General features: G+C 70.7%; 12 protein-coding genes. All 12 read left to right on the top strand.

From position 1 onward, the window contains the following. Nucleotides 1-83 precede the first annotated feature (83 nt). Nucleotides 84-4,280: a DNA-directed RNA polymerase subunit beta' gene (gene rpoC / locus EOE48_RS06665; protein ID WP_127728000.1), complete on the top strand. Its 4,197-nt coding sequence runs from the start codon at nucleotides 84-86 to the stop codon at nucleotides 4,278-4,280. Nucleotides 4,281-4,446: 166 nt separating this feature from the next. Then, the gene (locus EOE48_RS06660) at nucleotides 4,447-4,995 is read left to right on the top strand and encodes a hypothetical protein (RefSeq protein WP_127727999.1); all 549 of its coding nucleotides are present in this window, start codon (nucleotides 4,447-4,449) and stop codon (nucleotides 4,993-4,995) included. Between the two features lie 124 nt (nucleotides 4,996-5,119). Continuing rightward, nucleotides 5,120-8,407 carry a DUF1217 domain-containing protein gene (locus EOE48_RS06655; RefSeq protein ID WP_127727998.1) on the top strand — a complete coding sequence of 1,096 codons (3,288 nt, stop codon included), beginning with the start codon at nucleotides 5,120-5,122 and terminating at the stop codon, nucleotides 8,405-8,407. Between the two features lie 7 nt (nucleotides 8,408-8,414). Continuing rightward, the gene (gene flgF / locus EOE48_RS06650; RefSeq protein ID WP_127727997.1) at nucleotides 8,415-9,140 is read left to right on the top strand and encodes a flagellar basal-body rod protein FlgF; all 726 of its coding nucleotides are present in this window, start codon (nucleotides 8,415-8,417) and stop codon (nucleotides 9,138-9,140) included. Nucleotides 9,141-9,144: 4 nt separating this feature from the next. Beyond that, complete coding sequence (gene fliI / locus EOE48_RS06645) at nucleotides 9,145-10,464, top strand: flagellar protein export ATPase FliI (RefSeq protein WP_127727996.1); 1,320 nt, start codon at nucleotides 9,145-9,147, stop codon at nucleotides 10,462-10,464. Between the two features lie 73 nt (nucleotides 10,465-10,537). Further along, nucleotides 10,538-11,794, top strand: a complete 1,257-nt coding sequence (locus EOE48_RS06640) for a flagellar hook protein FlgE (RefSeq protein ID WP_127727995.1) — start codon at nucleotides 10,538-10,540, stop codon at nucleotides 11,792-11,794. 46 nt (nucleotides 11,795-11,840) lie between these two features. After that, nucleotides 11,841-13,316 carry a flagellar hook-associated protein FlgK gene (gene flgK, locus EOE48_RS06635; protein WP_127727994.1) on the top strand — a complete coding sequence of 492 codons (1,476 nt, stop codon included), beginning with the start codon at nucleotides 11,841-11,843 and terminating at the stop codon, nucleotides 13,314-13,316. 4 nt (nucleotides 13,317-13,320) lie between these two features. Then, nucleotides 13,321-14,355: a flagellar hook-associated family protein gene (locus EOE48_RS06630; RefSeq protein WP_127727993.1), complete on the top strand. Its 1,035-nt coding sequence runs from the start codon at nucleotides 13,321-13,323 to the stop codon at nucleotides 14,353-14,355. 149 nt (nucleotides 14,356-14,504) lie between these two features. Continuing rightward, complete coding sequence (gene flaF / locus EOE48_RS06625; RefSeq protein WP_127727992.1) at nucleotides 14,505-14,852, top strand: flagellar biosynthesis regulator FlaF; 348 nt, start codon at nucleotides 14,505-14,507, stop codon at nucleotides 14,850-14,852. A gap of 8 nt (nucleotides 14,853-14,860) precedes the next feature. Next, entirely contained in the window at nucleotides 14,861-15,280 is a 420-nt protein-coding gene (gene flbT / locus EOE48_RS06620) for a flagellar biosynthesis repressor FlbT (RefSeq protein ID WP_127727991.1), read from the top strand. Between the two features lie 82 nt (nucleotides 15,281-15,362). After that, nucleotides 15,363-15,776: a flagellar hook assembly protein FlgD gene (gene flgD / locus EOE48_RS06615; protein WP_127727990.1), complete on the top strand. Its 414-nt coding sequence runs from the start codon at nucleotides 15,363-15,365 to the stop codon at nucleotides 15,774-15,776. A 61-nt stretch (nucleotides 15,777-15,837) separates the two neighbouring features. Continuing rightward, complete coding sequence (fliQ, locus tag EOE48_RS06610; RefSeq protein ID WP_127727989.1) at nucleotides 15,838-16,104, top strand: flagellar biosynthesis protein FliQ; 267 nt, start codon at nucleotides 15,838-15,840, stop codon at nucleotides 16,102-16,104. The last annotated feature ends 48 nt before the right edge of the window (nucleotides 16,105-16,152 follow it).

Here is a 16,152-nt window from a genome sequence, read left to right as displayed (position 1 = left end):
GGCCGTTTCCGGATTTCATTGCGGCCTGAGCCGCACGGCGGCGGCCCCCGGCCCAGGGGCTTCCCCGCTCACAGGAGCCGATCATGAACCAAGAGGTCATGAATCTTTTCAACCAGCAGGCTCAGCCTCAGAGCTTCGACCAGATCAAGATCTCGATCTCGTCGCCTGAGAAGATCCTGTCCTGGTCCTACGGCGAAATCAAGAAGCCCGAGACGATCAACTACCGCACGTTCAAGCCGGAGCGTGACGGTCTGTTCTGCGCGCGGATCTTCGGACCGATCAAGGATTACGAGTGCTTGTGCGGCAAGTACAAGCGCATGAAGTACAAGGGCGTCATCTGCGAGAAGTGCGGCGTCGAGGTTACCCTCGCGCGCGTGCGCCGCGACCGCATGGGCCATATCGAACTCGCCGCGCCCGTCGCCCACATCTGGTTCCTGAAGTCGCTGCCGAGCCGCATCGGCCTCTTGCTCGACATGGCGCTCAAGGACCTCGAGCGCATCCTCTACTTCGAGTCGTACTGCGTCATCGAGCCGGGCCTCACCCCCCTCAAGGAGCGTCAGCTCCTGTCGGAGGAGGAGTACCTGCGCGCTCAGGAGGAGTACGGCGAGGATTCGTTCACCGCGATGATCGGCGCGGAGGCGATCCGGCGCATCCTGCAGGAACTCGACCTCGACAAGATCGCGGCCGACCTGCGCGAGGAGATCGCCACCACCACCTCCGAGCTGAAGCCCAAGAAGCTGCTCAAGCGCCTCAAGATCATCGAGGCGTTCCAGATGTCGGGCAACCGGCCCGAGTGGATGATCCTTACCGTCGTGCCGGTGATCCCGCCGGACCTGCGCCCGCTCGTGCCCCTCGACGGCGGCCGCTTCGCGACCTCGGACCTCAACGACCTCTACCGCCGCGTCATCAACCGCAACAACCGCCTCAAGCGGCTGATCGAGCTGCGCGCGCCCGACATCATCATCCGCAACGAGAAGCGGATGCTGCAGGAGGCGGTCGACGCGCTGTTCGACAACGGCCGGCGCGGCCGCGTCATCACGGGTGCCAACAAGCGCCCGCTGAAGTCGCTCGCCGACATGCTGAAGGGCAAGCAGGGCCGGTTCCGCCAGAACCTGCTCGGCAAGCGCGTCGACTATTCCGGCCGCTCGGTCATCGTGGTCGGGCCGGAGCTGAAGCTGCACCAGTGCGGGCTGCCCAAGAAGATGGCGCTCGAACTGTTCAAGCCGTTCATCTACGCGCGCCTCGACGCCAAGGGCTTCTCGGCCACGGTGAAGCAGGCGAAGAAGCTCGTCGAGAAGGAGAAGCCGGAGGTTTGGGACATCCTGGACGAGGTGATCCGCGAGCATCCCGTCATGCTCAACCGGGCGCCGACGCTGCACCGCCTCGGCATCCAGGCGTTCGAGCCCAAGCTCATCGAGGGCAAGGCGATCCAGCTCCACCCGCTGGTCTGCGCCGCGTTCAACGCCGACTTCGACGGCGACCAGATGGCCGTGCACGTCCCGCTGTCGCTGGAAGCGCAGCTCGAAGCGCGCGTCCTGATGATGTCGACCAACAACATCCTGCACCCGGCCAACGGCGCGCCGATCATCGTGCCGTCGCAGGACATCGTGCTCGGCCTGTACTACCTCTCGATCGTCGCCGAGGGGATGCCGGGCGAGTTCAAGCCGAACAACCCGAAGAACCCGATGCAGGGCGTCTACGGCAATCTCGGTGAGCTCGAACACGCGCTCGCCGCCAAGGCGATCACCCTGCACACCAAGATCAAGTGGCGCTGGAAGGGCCTCGGCCCCGACGGCGAGCCGGTCTCGCGCCTCTACGACACCACGCCGGGCCGGGTGATCCTGTCCAGCGTGCTGCCCAAGCACCGCAAGGTGCCCTTCGACGTCGTCAACAAGCTGATGACCAAGAAGGAGATCTCGGCGATGATCGACACCGTCTACCGCCATTGCGGTCAGAAGGAGTCGGTGATCTTCTGCGACCGCATCATGGGTCTCGGCTTCTCGCACGCGTTCAAGGCCGGCATCTCGTTCGGCAAGGACGACATGGTGGTGCCCGACAACAAGTGGGCGATCGTCGACGAGAACCGCGCGCTCGTGAAGGATTACGAGCAGCAGTACCAGGACGGCCTGATCACCCAGGGCGAGAAGTACAACAAGGTCGTGGACGCCTGGGCGAAGTGCTCGGACCGTCTCGCGGGCGAGATGATGAACCGCATCTCGTCGGTGCAGAAGGACGAGCACGGCGCCGACAAGCAGGTCAACTCGATCTACATGATGAGCCACTCGGGCGCCCGTGGCTCGCCGGCGCAGATGAAGCAGCTCGCGGCGATGCGCGGCCTGATGGCCAAGCCGTCGGGCGAGATCATCGAGACCCCGATCATCTCGAACTTCAAGGAAGGCCTGGACGTGCTCGAGTACTTCAACTCGACGCACGGCGCCCGCAAGGGCCTCGCCGACACCGCCCTGAAGACCGCGAACTCGGGCTACCTCACCCGCCGCCTCGTCGACGTGGCGCAGGATGCGGTGATCCGCGAGGTCGATTGCGGCACCGACAACGGCATCCGGATGCGCGCGATCATCGACGCGGGTCAGGTCGTGGCGTCGCTCGGCACCCGCATCCTCGGCCGCGCCACCGCCGAGGATCTGGTCGCGCAGGACGGCACGATCATCGTCGCCAAGGGCCAGACCATCGAGGAGAAGCACCTCGAGCCGATCACCAAGGCCGGCATCCAGGAGGTGAAGATCCGCTCGGTCCTGGTCTGCGCGACCAAGAACGGCGTCTGCGCCACCTGCTACGGGCGCGACCTCGCCCGCGGCACGCCCGTCAACATGGGCGAGGCCGTCGGCGTCATCGCGGCGCAGTCGATCGGCGAGCCGGGCACCCAGCTCACGATGCGCACCTTCCACATCGGCGGCGCGGCCCAGATCGCCGACTCGTCCTTCATCGAGTCGAGCTTCGAGGGCACGGTGCGGATCCGCAACCGCGGCCTCGCCCGGAACTCGGACGGCGACCTCATCGCCACCGGCCGCAACGTGGCGGTGGTGATCGTCGGACCGGACGGCACCGAGCGGGCGGTCCACCGCCTGCAATACGGCTCCCGCGTCCGGGTCGACGAGGGCGACACGATCAAGCGCGGCCAGCGCATCGCCGAGTGGGATCCCTACACCCGGCCGATCCTGACCGAGGTGGACGGCGTCGTCGCCTACGAGGACCTGATCGACGGCCAGTCGATCACCGAGACCACCGACGAGTCGACCGGCATCGCCAAGCGCGTCGTCATCGACTGGCGCGGCTCGGCCAGGACCGCCGACCTGCGTCCGGCAATCGTCATCCACGACCAGAGCGGCAAGGTGCTGAAGCTGCCCCGCGGCGCCGACGCCCGTGCCCTGCTGCCGGTGGAGGCGATCATCGGCGTCGATCCGGGCTCCCGGGTCAAGGCCGGCGACATCCTCGCCCGCGTCTCGTCGGAGAGCGCCAAGACCCGCGACATCACCGGCGGTCTGCCGCGGGTGGCGGAGCTGTTCGAGGCGCGCCGTCCGAAGGACGCGGCGATCATCGCCGAGAAGTCGGGCACGATCTCGTTCGGGCGCGACTACAAGAACAAGCGCCGCCTGACGCTGACGCCGCATGACGGGTCGGAGCCGGTCGAGTACCTGATCCCCAAGGGCAAGCACATCCACCTGCAGGACGGGGACGTGGTCGAGCTCGGCGACTTCATCGTCGACGGCAACCCGGCGCCGCACGACATCCTGGCGATCAAGGGCGTCGAGGAACTCGCCGCCTACCTCGTCAACGAGATCCAGGAGGTCTACCGGCTCCAGGGCGTGTCGATCAACGACAAGCACATCGAGGTCATCGTCCGGCAGATGCTGCAGAAGGTCGAGATCACCGACGGGGGTGATTCCGACATCCTCAGCGGCGACCAGATCGACCGGACCGAACTGGCGGACCTGAACGAGAAGCTGCTCGCCGAGGGCAAGAAGCCGATCCAGGGCGTGCCCGTCCTGCTCGGCATCACCAAGGCGTCGCTGCAGACGAAGTCGTTCATCTCCGCGGCCTCGTTCCAGGAGACCACCCGCGTCCTCACCGAGGCGGCGGTCAACGGCAAGGTCGACACGCTGGAGGGCCTGAAGGAGAACGTCATCGTGGGCTCGCTCATCCCGGCGGGTACCGGCGCGATGATCTCCGACATCAAGTCGGTGGCGCGCCGCCGCGACGACCTCATCATGGCGCAGAAGACCTCCGACAGCGGCGTCGAGCAGCTGCCCGCCGCCGAGTGACGAACCGGGTTCCGCCCTCGGGCGGAGCCCTTCCTACTGAGAAGGGCCGGCGTCGCCATCGGGCGGCGCGGGCCCTTTTCGTTCGGGCGCTCCGCCCGAGTGGTTAACCGATCGTCAAGGCTCTTCGGCCAATCTTAAGGACCACGCCACCGAGCGCGCGTCCGGCATGCCTTCCGTTTCGGTCAACCTTTCCCCTCTGTCGCGTTCCGACCCGCCGGGCGCGGCCTCGCGCCGGCCCGCGGCGGGCGCCGAGGCGCGCCGGCGGGACCGCGACGCGGCGCTCGAACGGGCGGTGTTCGCCATCACCCTGGTGCTCGCCGCCGCGTCCTCGGGCTTCGCCGCCTGGACGATCGGCGGGGCGGGCCGCGCGGCGATCGCGAGCGACGGGGCGCTGCCGTCCGGGTTGATGACCTGGAAGCGGGGCGTCGTGCCGGCCGAGGCCGAACCGACCGTCACCGGCGCGCTGCCGAAGCGCCCCGCCGTCGAGGCCCCGCTCGGCAGCGAGATCCGGCCGGCGGACGAGCCGCTCGGACGCGGCTACGTCGTGCGCGCCGTCCTGGAGGGGGTCGCGACCGTCGAGGGACCGGACGGCCTGCGGGTGGTCGCGCCCGGGATGCTGCTGCCGGGCGCCGGCCGCGTCCTGTCGATCCGGCCCTCCGGCCCCGGCTGGCTCGTCGTCACCACCGAGACCGTCATCACGACGCCGCGGCCGTGAGGCCGGGCAAGCCTGAGACAAGGCTCGCTTCCTAAAGCTCACTCGCCGCCGGGGCGGCGAACGACCGGGACCCCCGACGGCCGCGGGCCGGCGCATCGATCGCAAACCAGGAGCGGGCCGGGTGGTGTCGACCTTCACCAACTACGCGCTGATCTCGAAGGATCTCGCCACCGCGCTCAAGCGCAAGGCGGCCGAGCCCCTGATCGCCCGCGAGACCGCGTATTTCGAGGCCAATATCGGCAAGGTGAAGTCCGTCGACGAGTTCCTCGCCAACACCCGGCTCTACACCTACGCAATGAAGGCCTACGGCCTCGAGGACATGATCTTCGCCAAGGCGTTCATGCGCCGGGTGCTGAACGAGGGCGTGGCGGACCCTTCCAGCTTCGCCAACCGCCTGTCCGACAACCGCTACCGGGACTTCGCCAGGGCGTTCAACGTCACCGGCGGCTGGGGCGCGCGCGACACCGGAGAGGGCCTCGCCTACAATCCGATTTCGCCGACGTTCGCCGACGCCGGGCCGGCGACCGCGACCGGCAGCCGTCCCCTGACCGAGGGCCAGAACGGCACCGGTGTGTTCGATTTCAGCACCACCAACGAGGTCAGCTTCGTGCTGACGACGAACCTCGATTCCAACACGGCCCGCAGCGGCAAGATCGTGCTCAATGCCGGGACCCTGGCCAACGCGGTGAGCGACCGCGCCAGGGTCACCGCCGACGAGATCGTCCGCGTGGTCAATTCCCAGATCGACGCCTCCGCGCTCGGGGGGACCGTCAAGGCCGCCCTCGACGTCGATGGCCGCCTCGTCTTCGTCACCAAGGACTTCGTCGATCTCGGCGCCGACGGCCGGGTCGGCGGCACCGGCCGCGACGCCGACCGGATCTTCGCCGCCACCGGCGCGGACCGGACGATCCAGATCCAGAACACCGACCGTTCGTCGCCGTTCCAGACCGGGATCAGCATCGGCTTCGGAGTCGACAACAACCCCGACGTCAGGGCGCAGGCCGGCGGCAGGGCACCGGCCCAGGCGATCGGGTCCCGGGTCTTCGCCCAGGACGAGGTGCTGGATTTCAGCACCACCGGCGAGGTCAGTTTCGAGCTGACGACGAATCTCGACGCGGCCACCGCCCGTACCGTCAAGATCGTCCTCAACGCCGAGACCCTGAACGACGTCACGGTGAATCTCGCCAGGGTGACGCCGGCCGAGCTGCTGAAGGCGATCAACGGCCAGATCGACGCCTCGGGCCAGGCCGGCCTCAAGGGCGCCGTCGCGGCCTCCTTCGACACCGGCGGCCGCCTCGTCTTCACCACGACGGATGTCGTCGATCTCGGCGCCGACGGAGAGGCCGGCGGGACGGATGCGAATGCCGACCGGACCTATGCCGGCGATGCGCCGCAACGGACGATCCGGATCCACAACACCGACCGCTCGGCGCCGGCCCAGACCGGAATCAGCATCGGCTTCGGCCTGCGCAACGACCCCGACGTGACGGCGCAGGTGGGGGGCGCCGGGCCGGCCCGCGTGGTCGGGAACCGCAGCTTTCCGGCCGGCACCACACTCGATTTCACCGACACCAGCGCGATCAGCTTCGACCTGACGACGCATCTCGACGCGACCACCCTGCGCACCGGCCGGATCGTCATCGACGCCGCCGCCCTGACCGGCCGCGTCGCGAACCTCGCGGCGGTGACGCCGGCCGAACTGCTGCGGGCGATCAACGACCAGATCGACGCCACCGGCGATGGCGGCCTCAAGGGCACGGTCGAGGCGTCGCTCGATGCCTCCGGCCACCTCGTCTTCGCGACCCGGGACACCGTCGATCTCGGCGCCGACGGCCAGGCCGGCGGCACCGGCCGGGACGCCGACAGGGTCTTCGCCGCCGATGGGATGGAGCGGACGATCCGGGTCCGCACCAACGACAGCAGCCTCTGGCAGGCCGGTGCCAAGACGATGAATATCGGCTTCGGCGTGGGTGCGGCCGGCGAGCCCGACAAGACGGCGGTGCCGAGCATCGTCGGGCCGGCCCGGGCGACCGGATCGCAGGATCTGGTGACCGCCGCCACCTTCGACTTCAGCACCACCGACGAGGTCAGCTTCGACCTTGCGACGAATCTCGACGCGACCACCGTCCGCAGCGGCCGGATCGTCCTCAACGCCGCGACGCTGAAGGGACAGGTCGCGGATCTCGCCAAGGTGACCTCCGACGAACTGCTCAAGGCGGTCAACGCCGCGGTCGATGCGTCCGACCTCAAGGGTGCGGTCGCGGCCTCCTACGACCCGCAGGGCCGTCTCGTCTTCACCTCGACGGACCTCGTCGATCTCGGGTCCGACGGCAAGGCGGGCGGCACCGGCGCGGCGGCCGACAGGACCCTGTACGCGGGCAACGCGCCCGAGCGGACGATCCTGATCCGCAACACCGACCGCTCGTCGCTGCTGCAATCGGCGTTCAACATCGGCTTCGGCATCGACGACGATCCCGACACCTCGGTCCGGGCGAGGGCCGCCACCGCCGGGTCGGCGGCGCAGGTGACCGGCGCCCGCCTGTTCGGGTCCGCCGACACGCTCGATTTCAGCACCACCGCCGAGGTCGGCTTCCGGCTGACGACGAATCTCGACGCCGACACCACCCGCTCCGGCACGATCGTGCTCAACGCCGCGACTCTGAAGGACGTCGCCGCGAACCTCGCCAAGGTGACGCCGGCCGAACTGGTCGGGGCGATCAACGCGCAGATCGACGCCAGCGGCAACGCCAACCTCCAGGGGGCGGTCAGGGCCTCGCTCGACGCCGTGGGGCGCCTCGTCTTCACCACGACGGACACGGTCGACCTCGGCGCCGACGGGCGGCTCGGCGGCACCGGCGTCGACGCCGACCGCGCCTACGGGGCGGTCGGTGCCGGTCGCACGATCCAGGTCCAGAACATCGACCGGTCGGCCGCGACTCGGACCGGTCTCGACATCGGCTTCGGCGTCGACAACGGCCCCGACGCGACGGTGAGGGCCGCCACCAGCGCCTATCTGCGCCAGTCGCTGGAAACCGATGCCGGCGAGGAGGATACCGGGGTGCGCCTCGCCCTGTACTTCGCGCGGCTCGGCCCGACCCTGACCAGCGGCTACCAGATCCTCGGCGACACCGCGCTGACCCAGGTGGTCAACACGGTGCTGGGGCTGACGACCATGACCGGCGCCAGCGCCGAGGCGCTGGCCTCGCGGGCGCGGCTGATCGAGCAGAAGATCGACCTCAAGAGCTTCTCCGACCCCAGGAAGCTCGACGCCTTCGTCCGGCGCTTCGCCGCGGTGTGGGACGCCCAGAACAACGCGACCGCCTCGCCGCTGCTGGCGCTGTTCGGCTCCTCCGGGGCCGGGATCGGGGCCAACCTGCTGCTGAGCGCCGTGCGCGTGCGGACCGGAGGCTAGGAGACCCATGCAGAACGGCCTCTACGTCGCCCTCTCGGCCCAGATCGCCCTCGAGAAGCGGCTCAACACCGTCGCCAACAACGTCGCCAACATGGCGACCGGCGGCTACCGCGCCGAGGAGACCCGGTTCGAGACCCTGCTCGCCGAGGCCGGGGCCGGCCCGGTCGCGTTCGCGTCCCCGGGCGAGACCTTCATCTCGCGCCGGGCCGGCGAGGCGAAGCGCACCGACGCACCCCTCGACGTGGCGGTGCAGGGCGACGCCTGGCTCTCGGTGCAGGGGCCGAACGGCCCGCTCTACACCCGCGACGGCCGCATGACGATGGACGCCACCGGCCAGCTCCTCAGCGTCGCCGGGCAGCCGATGCTGGATTCCGGCGGCGCGCCGATCCTGCTCGACCCGCAGGGCGGCCCGGTGATGATCGGCCGCGACGGCAGCATCGTCCAGAACCGCAACCAGGTCGGCACGATCGGCGTGTTCACCCTCGACCCGCAGGCCAAGCTCAGCCGCGCGGCGAGCGGTGCCGTGGCCTCCAGCGTGCCCGGCACGGCGGTGCAGGACTTCTCGCGGATCGGCGTCCTCCAGGGCTACGCCGAGGGCGCCAACGTCAATCCGGTCCTGGAGATGACGAAGCTCATCATGATCCAGCGCACCTTCGAGCAGGCCGCGACGCTGACCGGCGACAGCGAGAACGCGCTTGCCAACGCCATCCGCACCCTCGGGCCGTCGAGCTGAGCCGATGAGCGACGCCCTCGCGCGCCTCGGCGCGGCCCTCTCCGAACGGCAGGCCCTGCCGCTGGTGCGCGTCGGCGGCCCGGTGCAGGAGGTGACCGCGAGCGCCTGCCGGGTCGGCGGGGTCGCGGCCTTCGTCCGGCTCGGCGACCGCATGGGCATCGAGGCCGACGGCCGCGTCCAGGTCGGCGAGGTGGTGCGGATCGAGGCCGGCGGGGTCACCCTCAAGCCGTTCGAGGCCCGGATCGAGGCCGGGATCGGCGCCCGGGCGTTCCGCCTCGGCGAGGCCGCCCTGCGGCCGCATCCCGGCTGGAAGGGCCGGGTGATCGACGCGCTCGGCCGTCCCATCGACGGCGGCGGCCCGCTGCCGGCGGGCGAGCGGGCGATGCCCCTCGACGCGGCCCCGCCCCCGGCGATGAGCCGGGCCCGGGTGCGCCGCCCGGTGCGCACCGGCGTGCGGGCGCTGGACCTGTTCACGCCGCTCTGCGCCGGCCAGCGCATCGGCATCTTCGCCGGCTCGGGCGTCGGCAAGTCGACCCTGCTGGCGATGCTGGCCGGGGCGGAGGGCTTCGACAGCGTCGTGGTGGCGCTCGTCGGCGAGCGCGGCCGCGAGGTGCGCGAGTTCCTCGAGGGACCGCTGGCCCCGAGCCGGGCGCGCGCGGTGGTGGTGGTGTCCACCGGCGACGAGAGCCCGATGATGCGCCGGCAGGCGCCGCGGGCGGCCCTCGCCGTCGCCGAGGCGTTCCGGGATGCCGGCGAGTCGGTCCTGCTGATCGTCGATTCGGTCACCCGCTACGCCCACGCCGCCCGCGACGTGGCGCTGGCGGCCGGCGAGCCGGCGGTGGCGCGCGGCTACCCGCCGAGCGTGTTCTCCGACCTGCCGCGCCTTCTGGAGCGGGCCGGGCCCGGTCCGGACGGGCAGGGGACGATCACCGGCCTGTTCTCGGTCCTCGTCGACGGCGACGACCACAACGACCCGGTCGCCGACAGCATCCGCGGCACCCTCGACGGCCACGTCGTGCTCGACCGCGCCATCGCCGACCAGGGCCGCTACCCGGCGGTCAACACCCTGGGCTCGATCTCGCGCCTCGCCGATCAGGTCTGGACGGCCGAGCAGCGCGAGCTGGTGCGGCGCCTGCGCAGCATGATGGCCCGGTTCGAGGAGACCCGCGACCTGCGCCTGATGGGCGGCTACCGCAGCGGCGCCGACCCCGAACTCGACCACGCGGTCGCGCTGGTGCCGCGGGTCTACGAGGCCCTGCGCCAGGAGCCCGCCCACGGCCCGAGCCGGGACGCCTTCCTCGAACTGGCGGAGGCGCTCCGGTGACCGCCCGCTCCAGCCCCGCACAAGCCGAACACCCCCTCAATCACCGCCAGTCTCCGAATATCGAGGTCACGACATGAGTCTCCTGGGAGTGCTCCGCACCGGCGTGTCGGGCATGGGCGCGCAGACCAACCGGATCAGCACCGTCGCCGAGAACGTGCAGAATTCCGGCACCACCGGCTACAAGCGCGCCTCGACCGAGTTCTCGTCGCTGCTCGTCGACGGCGGCGCCACCGGCACTTACAATTCCGGCGCGGTCGAGACCACGGTGCGGCGCGCGGTCACCGAGGGCGGGGTCAACACCACCACCACCTCGACGAGCGACCTCGCGATCGAGGGCAACGGCTTCTTCGTCGTGCAGGACCCGGCCGGCGTGAAGGTCCTCACCCGCGCCGGCAACTTCGTGAAGGACGGCGAGTCCGGCAACTACGTCAACGCCGCCGGCTTCGCCCTGACCGGGTACGACCTCTCGACGGGTCCGGCGGTGCCGACCCTCAACAGCACCGACGGGCTGGTGCCGGTCAACATGAACCAGTTCGCCATGCAGGCGACGGCATCGAAGTCCGGCCTGTTCGGCGGCAACCTCGACGCGACCGCGACCAACACCGCCACGACGCCGCCCTCGACGGAGAGCGGCACGGCGACGACCTACGGCTACGCCAAGAAGACCTCGATCCTCACCTACGATCCCCAGGGGGCTAAGGTAACCCTCGACGTCTACATGACGAACAACGGCGCCAACAACTGGACCGCGCGGGTCTACAACGCGTCGGGCAACGCCTGGCTGGCGACCGCGACCCTCGGCTTCAACGCCAGCGGCCAGCTCGCCACCGCGACCGCCCCCGGCGGCGGCGCGCTGACGACCACGGATATCGGCATCCCGGTCGGCGGGCGCACGCTGTCGTTCGACTTCAGCACCCTGACCAACCTCGCCGGCGACTACAGCCTGAAGGGAGCCGCCGACGGCAAGGCGCCGAGCGCGGTGAAGTCGGCCCAGTTCGACCCCGACGGCACGGTCTACGCGGTCTACGACGACGGCAGCCGCCTCGCCGCGTTCAAGGTGCCGGTCGCCACGGTCGACAGCCCCGACAACCTCGATCCGAAGGCCGGCAACGTCTACACCACCAGCACCACCAGCGGCGACCTCCAGATCGGCTTCGCCGGCGCCGGCGGCTTCGGCAAGGTCAAGTCGGGCTCGCTCGAAGCGTCCAACGTCGACGTCAGCACCGAGCTGACCGCGATGATCGAGGCGCAGACGGTCTACACCGCCAACTCGAAGGTGTTCTCGACCGGCAACGACCTGCTCGAGATCCTGATGAACCTGAAGCGGTAGCCTCCGCCGGCTCACCCGCCGCTCACCCCTGCTCCGGAACCTGTCGATGGGTCTCTCCCTCGCCCTCAACACCGCCCGCTCGTCGCTGCTCGCCAACGCGACGCAGATCGCGGTCTCGGCGCGCAACAGCGCCGGGGCGACCGATCCGACCTATTCGCGCAAGGTCGCGACCGTGGTCTCGGGCGGCGGCGGCGCCTCGGTGGCGGTGCGCCGGGCAAGCGACGACGCCCTGTTCGCCCGCATGCTCGACGGCACCTCGTCGCTGGCGAGCCGCGAGGCGCTGCTCGGCGGCCTCACCAGCCTGCAGCAGACGGTGGGCGACCCGGACGACGCGGCCTCGCCGGCGGCGAAGGTCGCGGCCTTCGCCACCGCCCTGCAATCCTCCGCCAACGCCCCCGACAACGGCGACCTCGCCCGCTCGCTCCTCGACAGGGCGAGCGACCTCGCCGGCAGCCTCAACCGGGCGGCGGGCGCGGTGCAGACCGTGCGCCGCGACGCCGACACCGCGATCCGCGACTCGGTCGCCCGGATCAACGACCTGCTCGCCCAGTTCGACCTCGCCAACCGCGCGGTGATGAAGGGGACGGTGAGCGGGGGCGACATCAGCGACGACCTCGACAACCGCGACCGCATCCTCGCCAAGCTGTCGGAGGAGGTCGGCATCACCACCGTCGCCCGCGCCGGCGGCGATCTGGCGGTCTACACCGACAGCGGCGTGCCGCTGTTCGACCGGGCGGCGCGCACGGTCAGCTTCGCGGCGACCGCGGTCTACAACCCCGGCACGGTCGGCGCCGCGGTGATGATCGACGGGGTCGCGGTCACCGGCCCGGGCTCGCCGATGCCGCTGCAGGGCGGCCGCATCGCCGGGCTGGCGGAGCTGCGCGACACGGTCGCGACCACCTACGAGGCGCAGCTCGACGCGATGGCCGGCACGCTGATCCGGGCCTTCGCCGAGACCAGCACCACCACCCCGCCCGGGCCCGCCCGCGCCGGCCTGTTCACCTCCGGCGTGTTCACCACCGGCGGCGCCGCGGTGCTGCCCGGGAGTGACGCCGGCCTCGCCACCGCGATCCGGATCAACCCGGCCGCCGATCCGGCGGCCGGCGGCAGCCTCGCCACCCTGCGCGACGGCGGCATGAACGGCGCCGGCTACCGCGCCAACCCGGCCGCGGCCGGCACCGACGCGGCCTATTCCGGCCGCCTCGACGCCCTGGTGAAGACCCTGAAGGGCACCGGGTCCTACGCCGCCGCCACCGGGATCGGCGGCGCCGCGACCCTCCAGGACTTCGCCACCACCTCGGCCGGCTGGATCGAGGCCCGGCGCAAGACCGCCACCGGCGAGGTCGACTACCAGACCACGCTGCTGAACCAGGCCTCCGGCGCGCTCTCGGCCGCCACCGGCGTCAGCACCGACGACGAGACCGCGCGGACGCTCCAGCTCCAGCAATCCTACTCCGCCTCGGCGAAGCTGATCTCGGTGATCGACGACCTGATGAAGATCCTGCTCAACGCGGTGAACTGAGGCCATGCAGACCAGCTTCATCTCGACCCTGACCCTGTGGAACTCGTCCCGGGCCGGTCTCGGCAAGCTCCAGAGCGAGCTCGCCAAGGCCAACCAGGAGAGCGTCGACGGCCGCTACGCCGATGTCGGGCTGGCGCTCGGCAACGGCGTCGGCCTCGGCATCGCGCTGCGCCGGGAGATGGAGGAGATCGACGGGCTCAAGACCGGCAACGGCCTCGTGTCGCTTCGGCTCAGCACCACCCAGGCCAGCCTGAGCGACCTGCAGAAGGCGGCCGATTCGGTGCTCGCGACCCTGGTCGGGACCACGCCGAGCCAGCGCGCCGCGGCGATCAAGGAGACCGCCGCGACCCAGCTCGCGGCCCTGACCGCCGGGCTCAACAAGGCCAGCGGCGGCCAGTACCTGTTCGCCGGCACCAACGCGCAGCAGAAGCCGGTGGCGGACTACGCCGACGCGGCCAAGGCGAAGGTCGCCGACGCCTTCGACCTCGCCTTCGGCTTCCCCCAGGGCGATCCGCGGGCGGCCTCGATCAGCGAGGCGGACATGGCGGCGTTCCTCGACGGCGCCTTCGCCGACCTGTTCGACGAGGCCGGCTGGAAGGCGGACTGGTCGTCGGCGTCGAGCGACGTCCTGACCAGCCGCATCTCGACCACCGAGACGGTCACGACCTCGGCCACCGCCAACAGCGCGCCGGTGCGGATGCTGGCGATGGCCTACGTCATGGCCTCCGACCTCGGCGCGACCGCCTTCTCGGACAAGGTCCAGACCCTCGTCACCGACCGGGTCATCGGCCTGCTCGGCAAGGCGAGCGACGGGCTCGTCGACGTGCAGGCCGATCTCGGCCGCTCGCAGGCGATGGTCGCCGCCGCCAACACCCGGATGGGCGCCCAGCGCGCCCTGCTCGCCACCCAGCTCAACGACCTGGAGGGCGTCGACCAGCAGGCGGCGATCACCCGGGGCCAGCTGATCCAGCAGCAGATCCAGGTGTCCTACAACCTCACGGCGCAGCTGCGCCAGCTCAGCCTCGTCAACTACCTGTGACGGGGGAGCGATGACCACGGTTCCCGGGCTCCGGGAGGCCGCGACCCGCGGCCGGCCCGCCCGACACCCTTTCGCCGGCGCTGCGCCGGAGCACCGCGCGGCGCCGGCAACGGCGCCGCGGGCCTGACCCACGCGAGGCAGCATCGACCATGTACCGGTTCTCCTATTCCGAGATCCTCGAGGATTCCTCCGAACTCTGCCGCGAGCGCGAGCGCGCCGCGTTCGACCGGGCGATCGGCCTGCTGCGCACCGCCGACGCCGACGAGGCGGGGCTGGAGGATCGCGGCGAGGCGGTGAGCTTCCTGCACCGGCTGTGGGACATCCTCATCGACGACCTCATCAGCCCGGAGAACGGCCTGCCCGACGGGCTGCGGGCCGATCTCGTCTCGATCGGCCTGTGGAGCATGCGCGAGGCGAGCGAGGTGCTGCGCACGCCCACGCGCAGCCTCGCGGCACTCATCGAGGTCAACAGCACGATCCGGGACGGCCTGCGGTGACCCGGCGGATGAACCTCTCCCTGCGCGCCGGCGAGCGCGTGTTCATCAACGGCGCCGTGCTGCGGGTCGACCGCAAGGTGACGATCGAGCTGATGAACGACGCCACCTTCCTCCTGGAGAACCACGTCATCCAGCCCGAGGAGGCGACGACGCCCCTGCGCCAGCTCTACTTCGCGGCGCAGACGATGCTGATCGAGCCCGCCCGGGCCGAGGAGGCCCGCGCCGTCTACCGCCGGCTCGACGCGGCGCTGATGGCGACCTTCGTCAACGCCGAGATCCTGCACGGCCTGCGCAACGCGGCGGCGATGATCGAGGCCGAGCGGCCGTTCGAGGCGCTCAAGGTGATCCGCGGCCTCTATCCGGCCGAGGCCACGGTGCTCGCCGGCGGCGCGCCGTCGATGCCCGAGACCCCGACCCGCGCCGCCTGATATCCTGGCGGCGCGGACGACCGATTCGGCGCCGGCGCGAGCCGCCGGCGCCGCGCGATCCCCGCGACGAGAGAGCCCGCCCATGACCACCGTCCCCGCCACGACCGCGGCCACGACGACCAGCACCGCCGGCACCGCGACCAGGGCCGGAAGCGCCGCGATGTCGTCGCTCGGCTCCGACGCGTTCCTGAAGCTGCTCCTGGCGCAGCTCAAGAACCAGGATCCGACCAAGCCGATGGACTCGACGGACTACATGGGCCAGCTCGCCACCTTCTCGGAGGTCGAGCAGAGCACCAAGATGAACCAGAAGCTCGATTCGCTGCTGTCGTCGTCCTACCTGTCGCAGGCCGACGGCATCATCGGCCGCACCGTCACCTCGGCCGACGGGACGGTCGCGGGGGCGGTCGCCTCGGTCAAGCTGACCAGCGACGGCGCCGTGGCCCAGCTCGCCGACGGCCGGGAGCTGCTCCTCGGCTCCGGCGTGGTGGTGTCGTGACGCCCGTGGGCGTGACGCGCGTGGGCGGGAGGCGCCCGACGCGCCCGGGCGGGAGGCGGCCGTGAACGAGGTCGACGCCCTCGAACTGGTCCGCCAGGCGATCTGGACCGTCATCATCGGGTCGGGCCCCGCGGTCGGCGCCGCGATGGCGGTCGGCATCGTGGTCGCCCTGGTCCAGGCCCTGACCCAGATCCAGGAGGTCACCCTGACCTTCGTGCCGAAGATCCTGGTGATCCTGCTCGTGCTGCTGATGACCGGATCGTTCGTCGGCACCCAGATCTACGCCTTCACCGAGGCGACCTACGGCCGGATCGTCACCGGGTTCTGATCGCCGCGAGGCTCGCGCAAGCTTGCGGGCCGATCATGCCGGCGTCGG

The sequence above is a fragment of the Methylobacterium oryzihabitans genome, assembly GCF_004004555.2.
GTDB lineage: Bacteria > Pseudomonadota > Alphaproteobacteria > Rhizobiales > Beijerinckiaceae > Methylobacterium > Methylobacterium oryzihabitans.
Note: the sequence above shows the minus strand (reverse complement) of the source record. Positions and strands in the feature narration are given on the sequence as shown.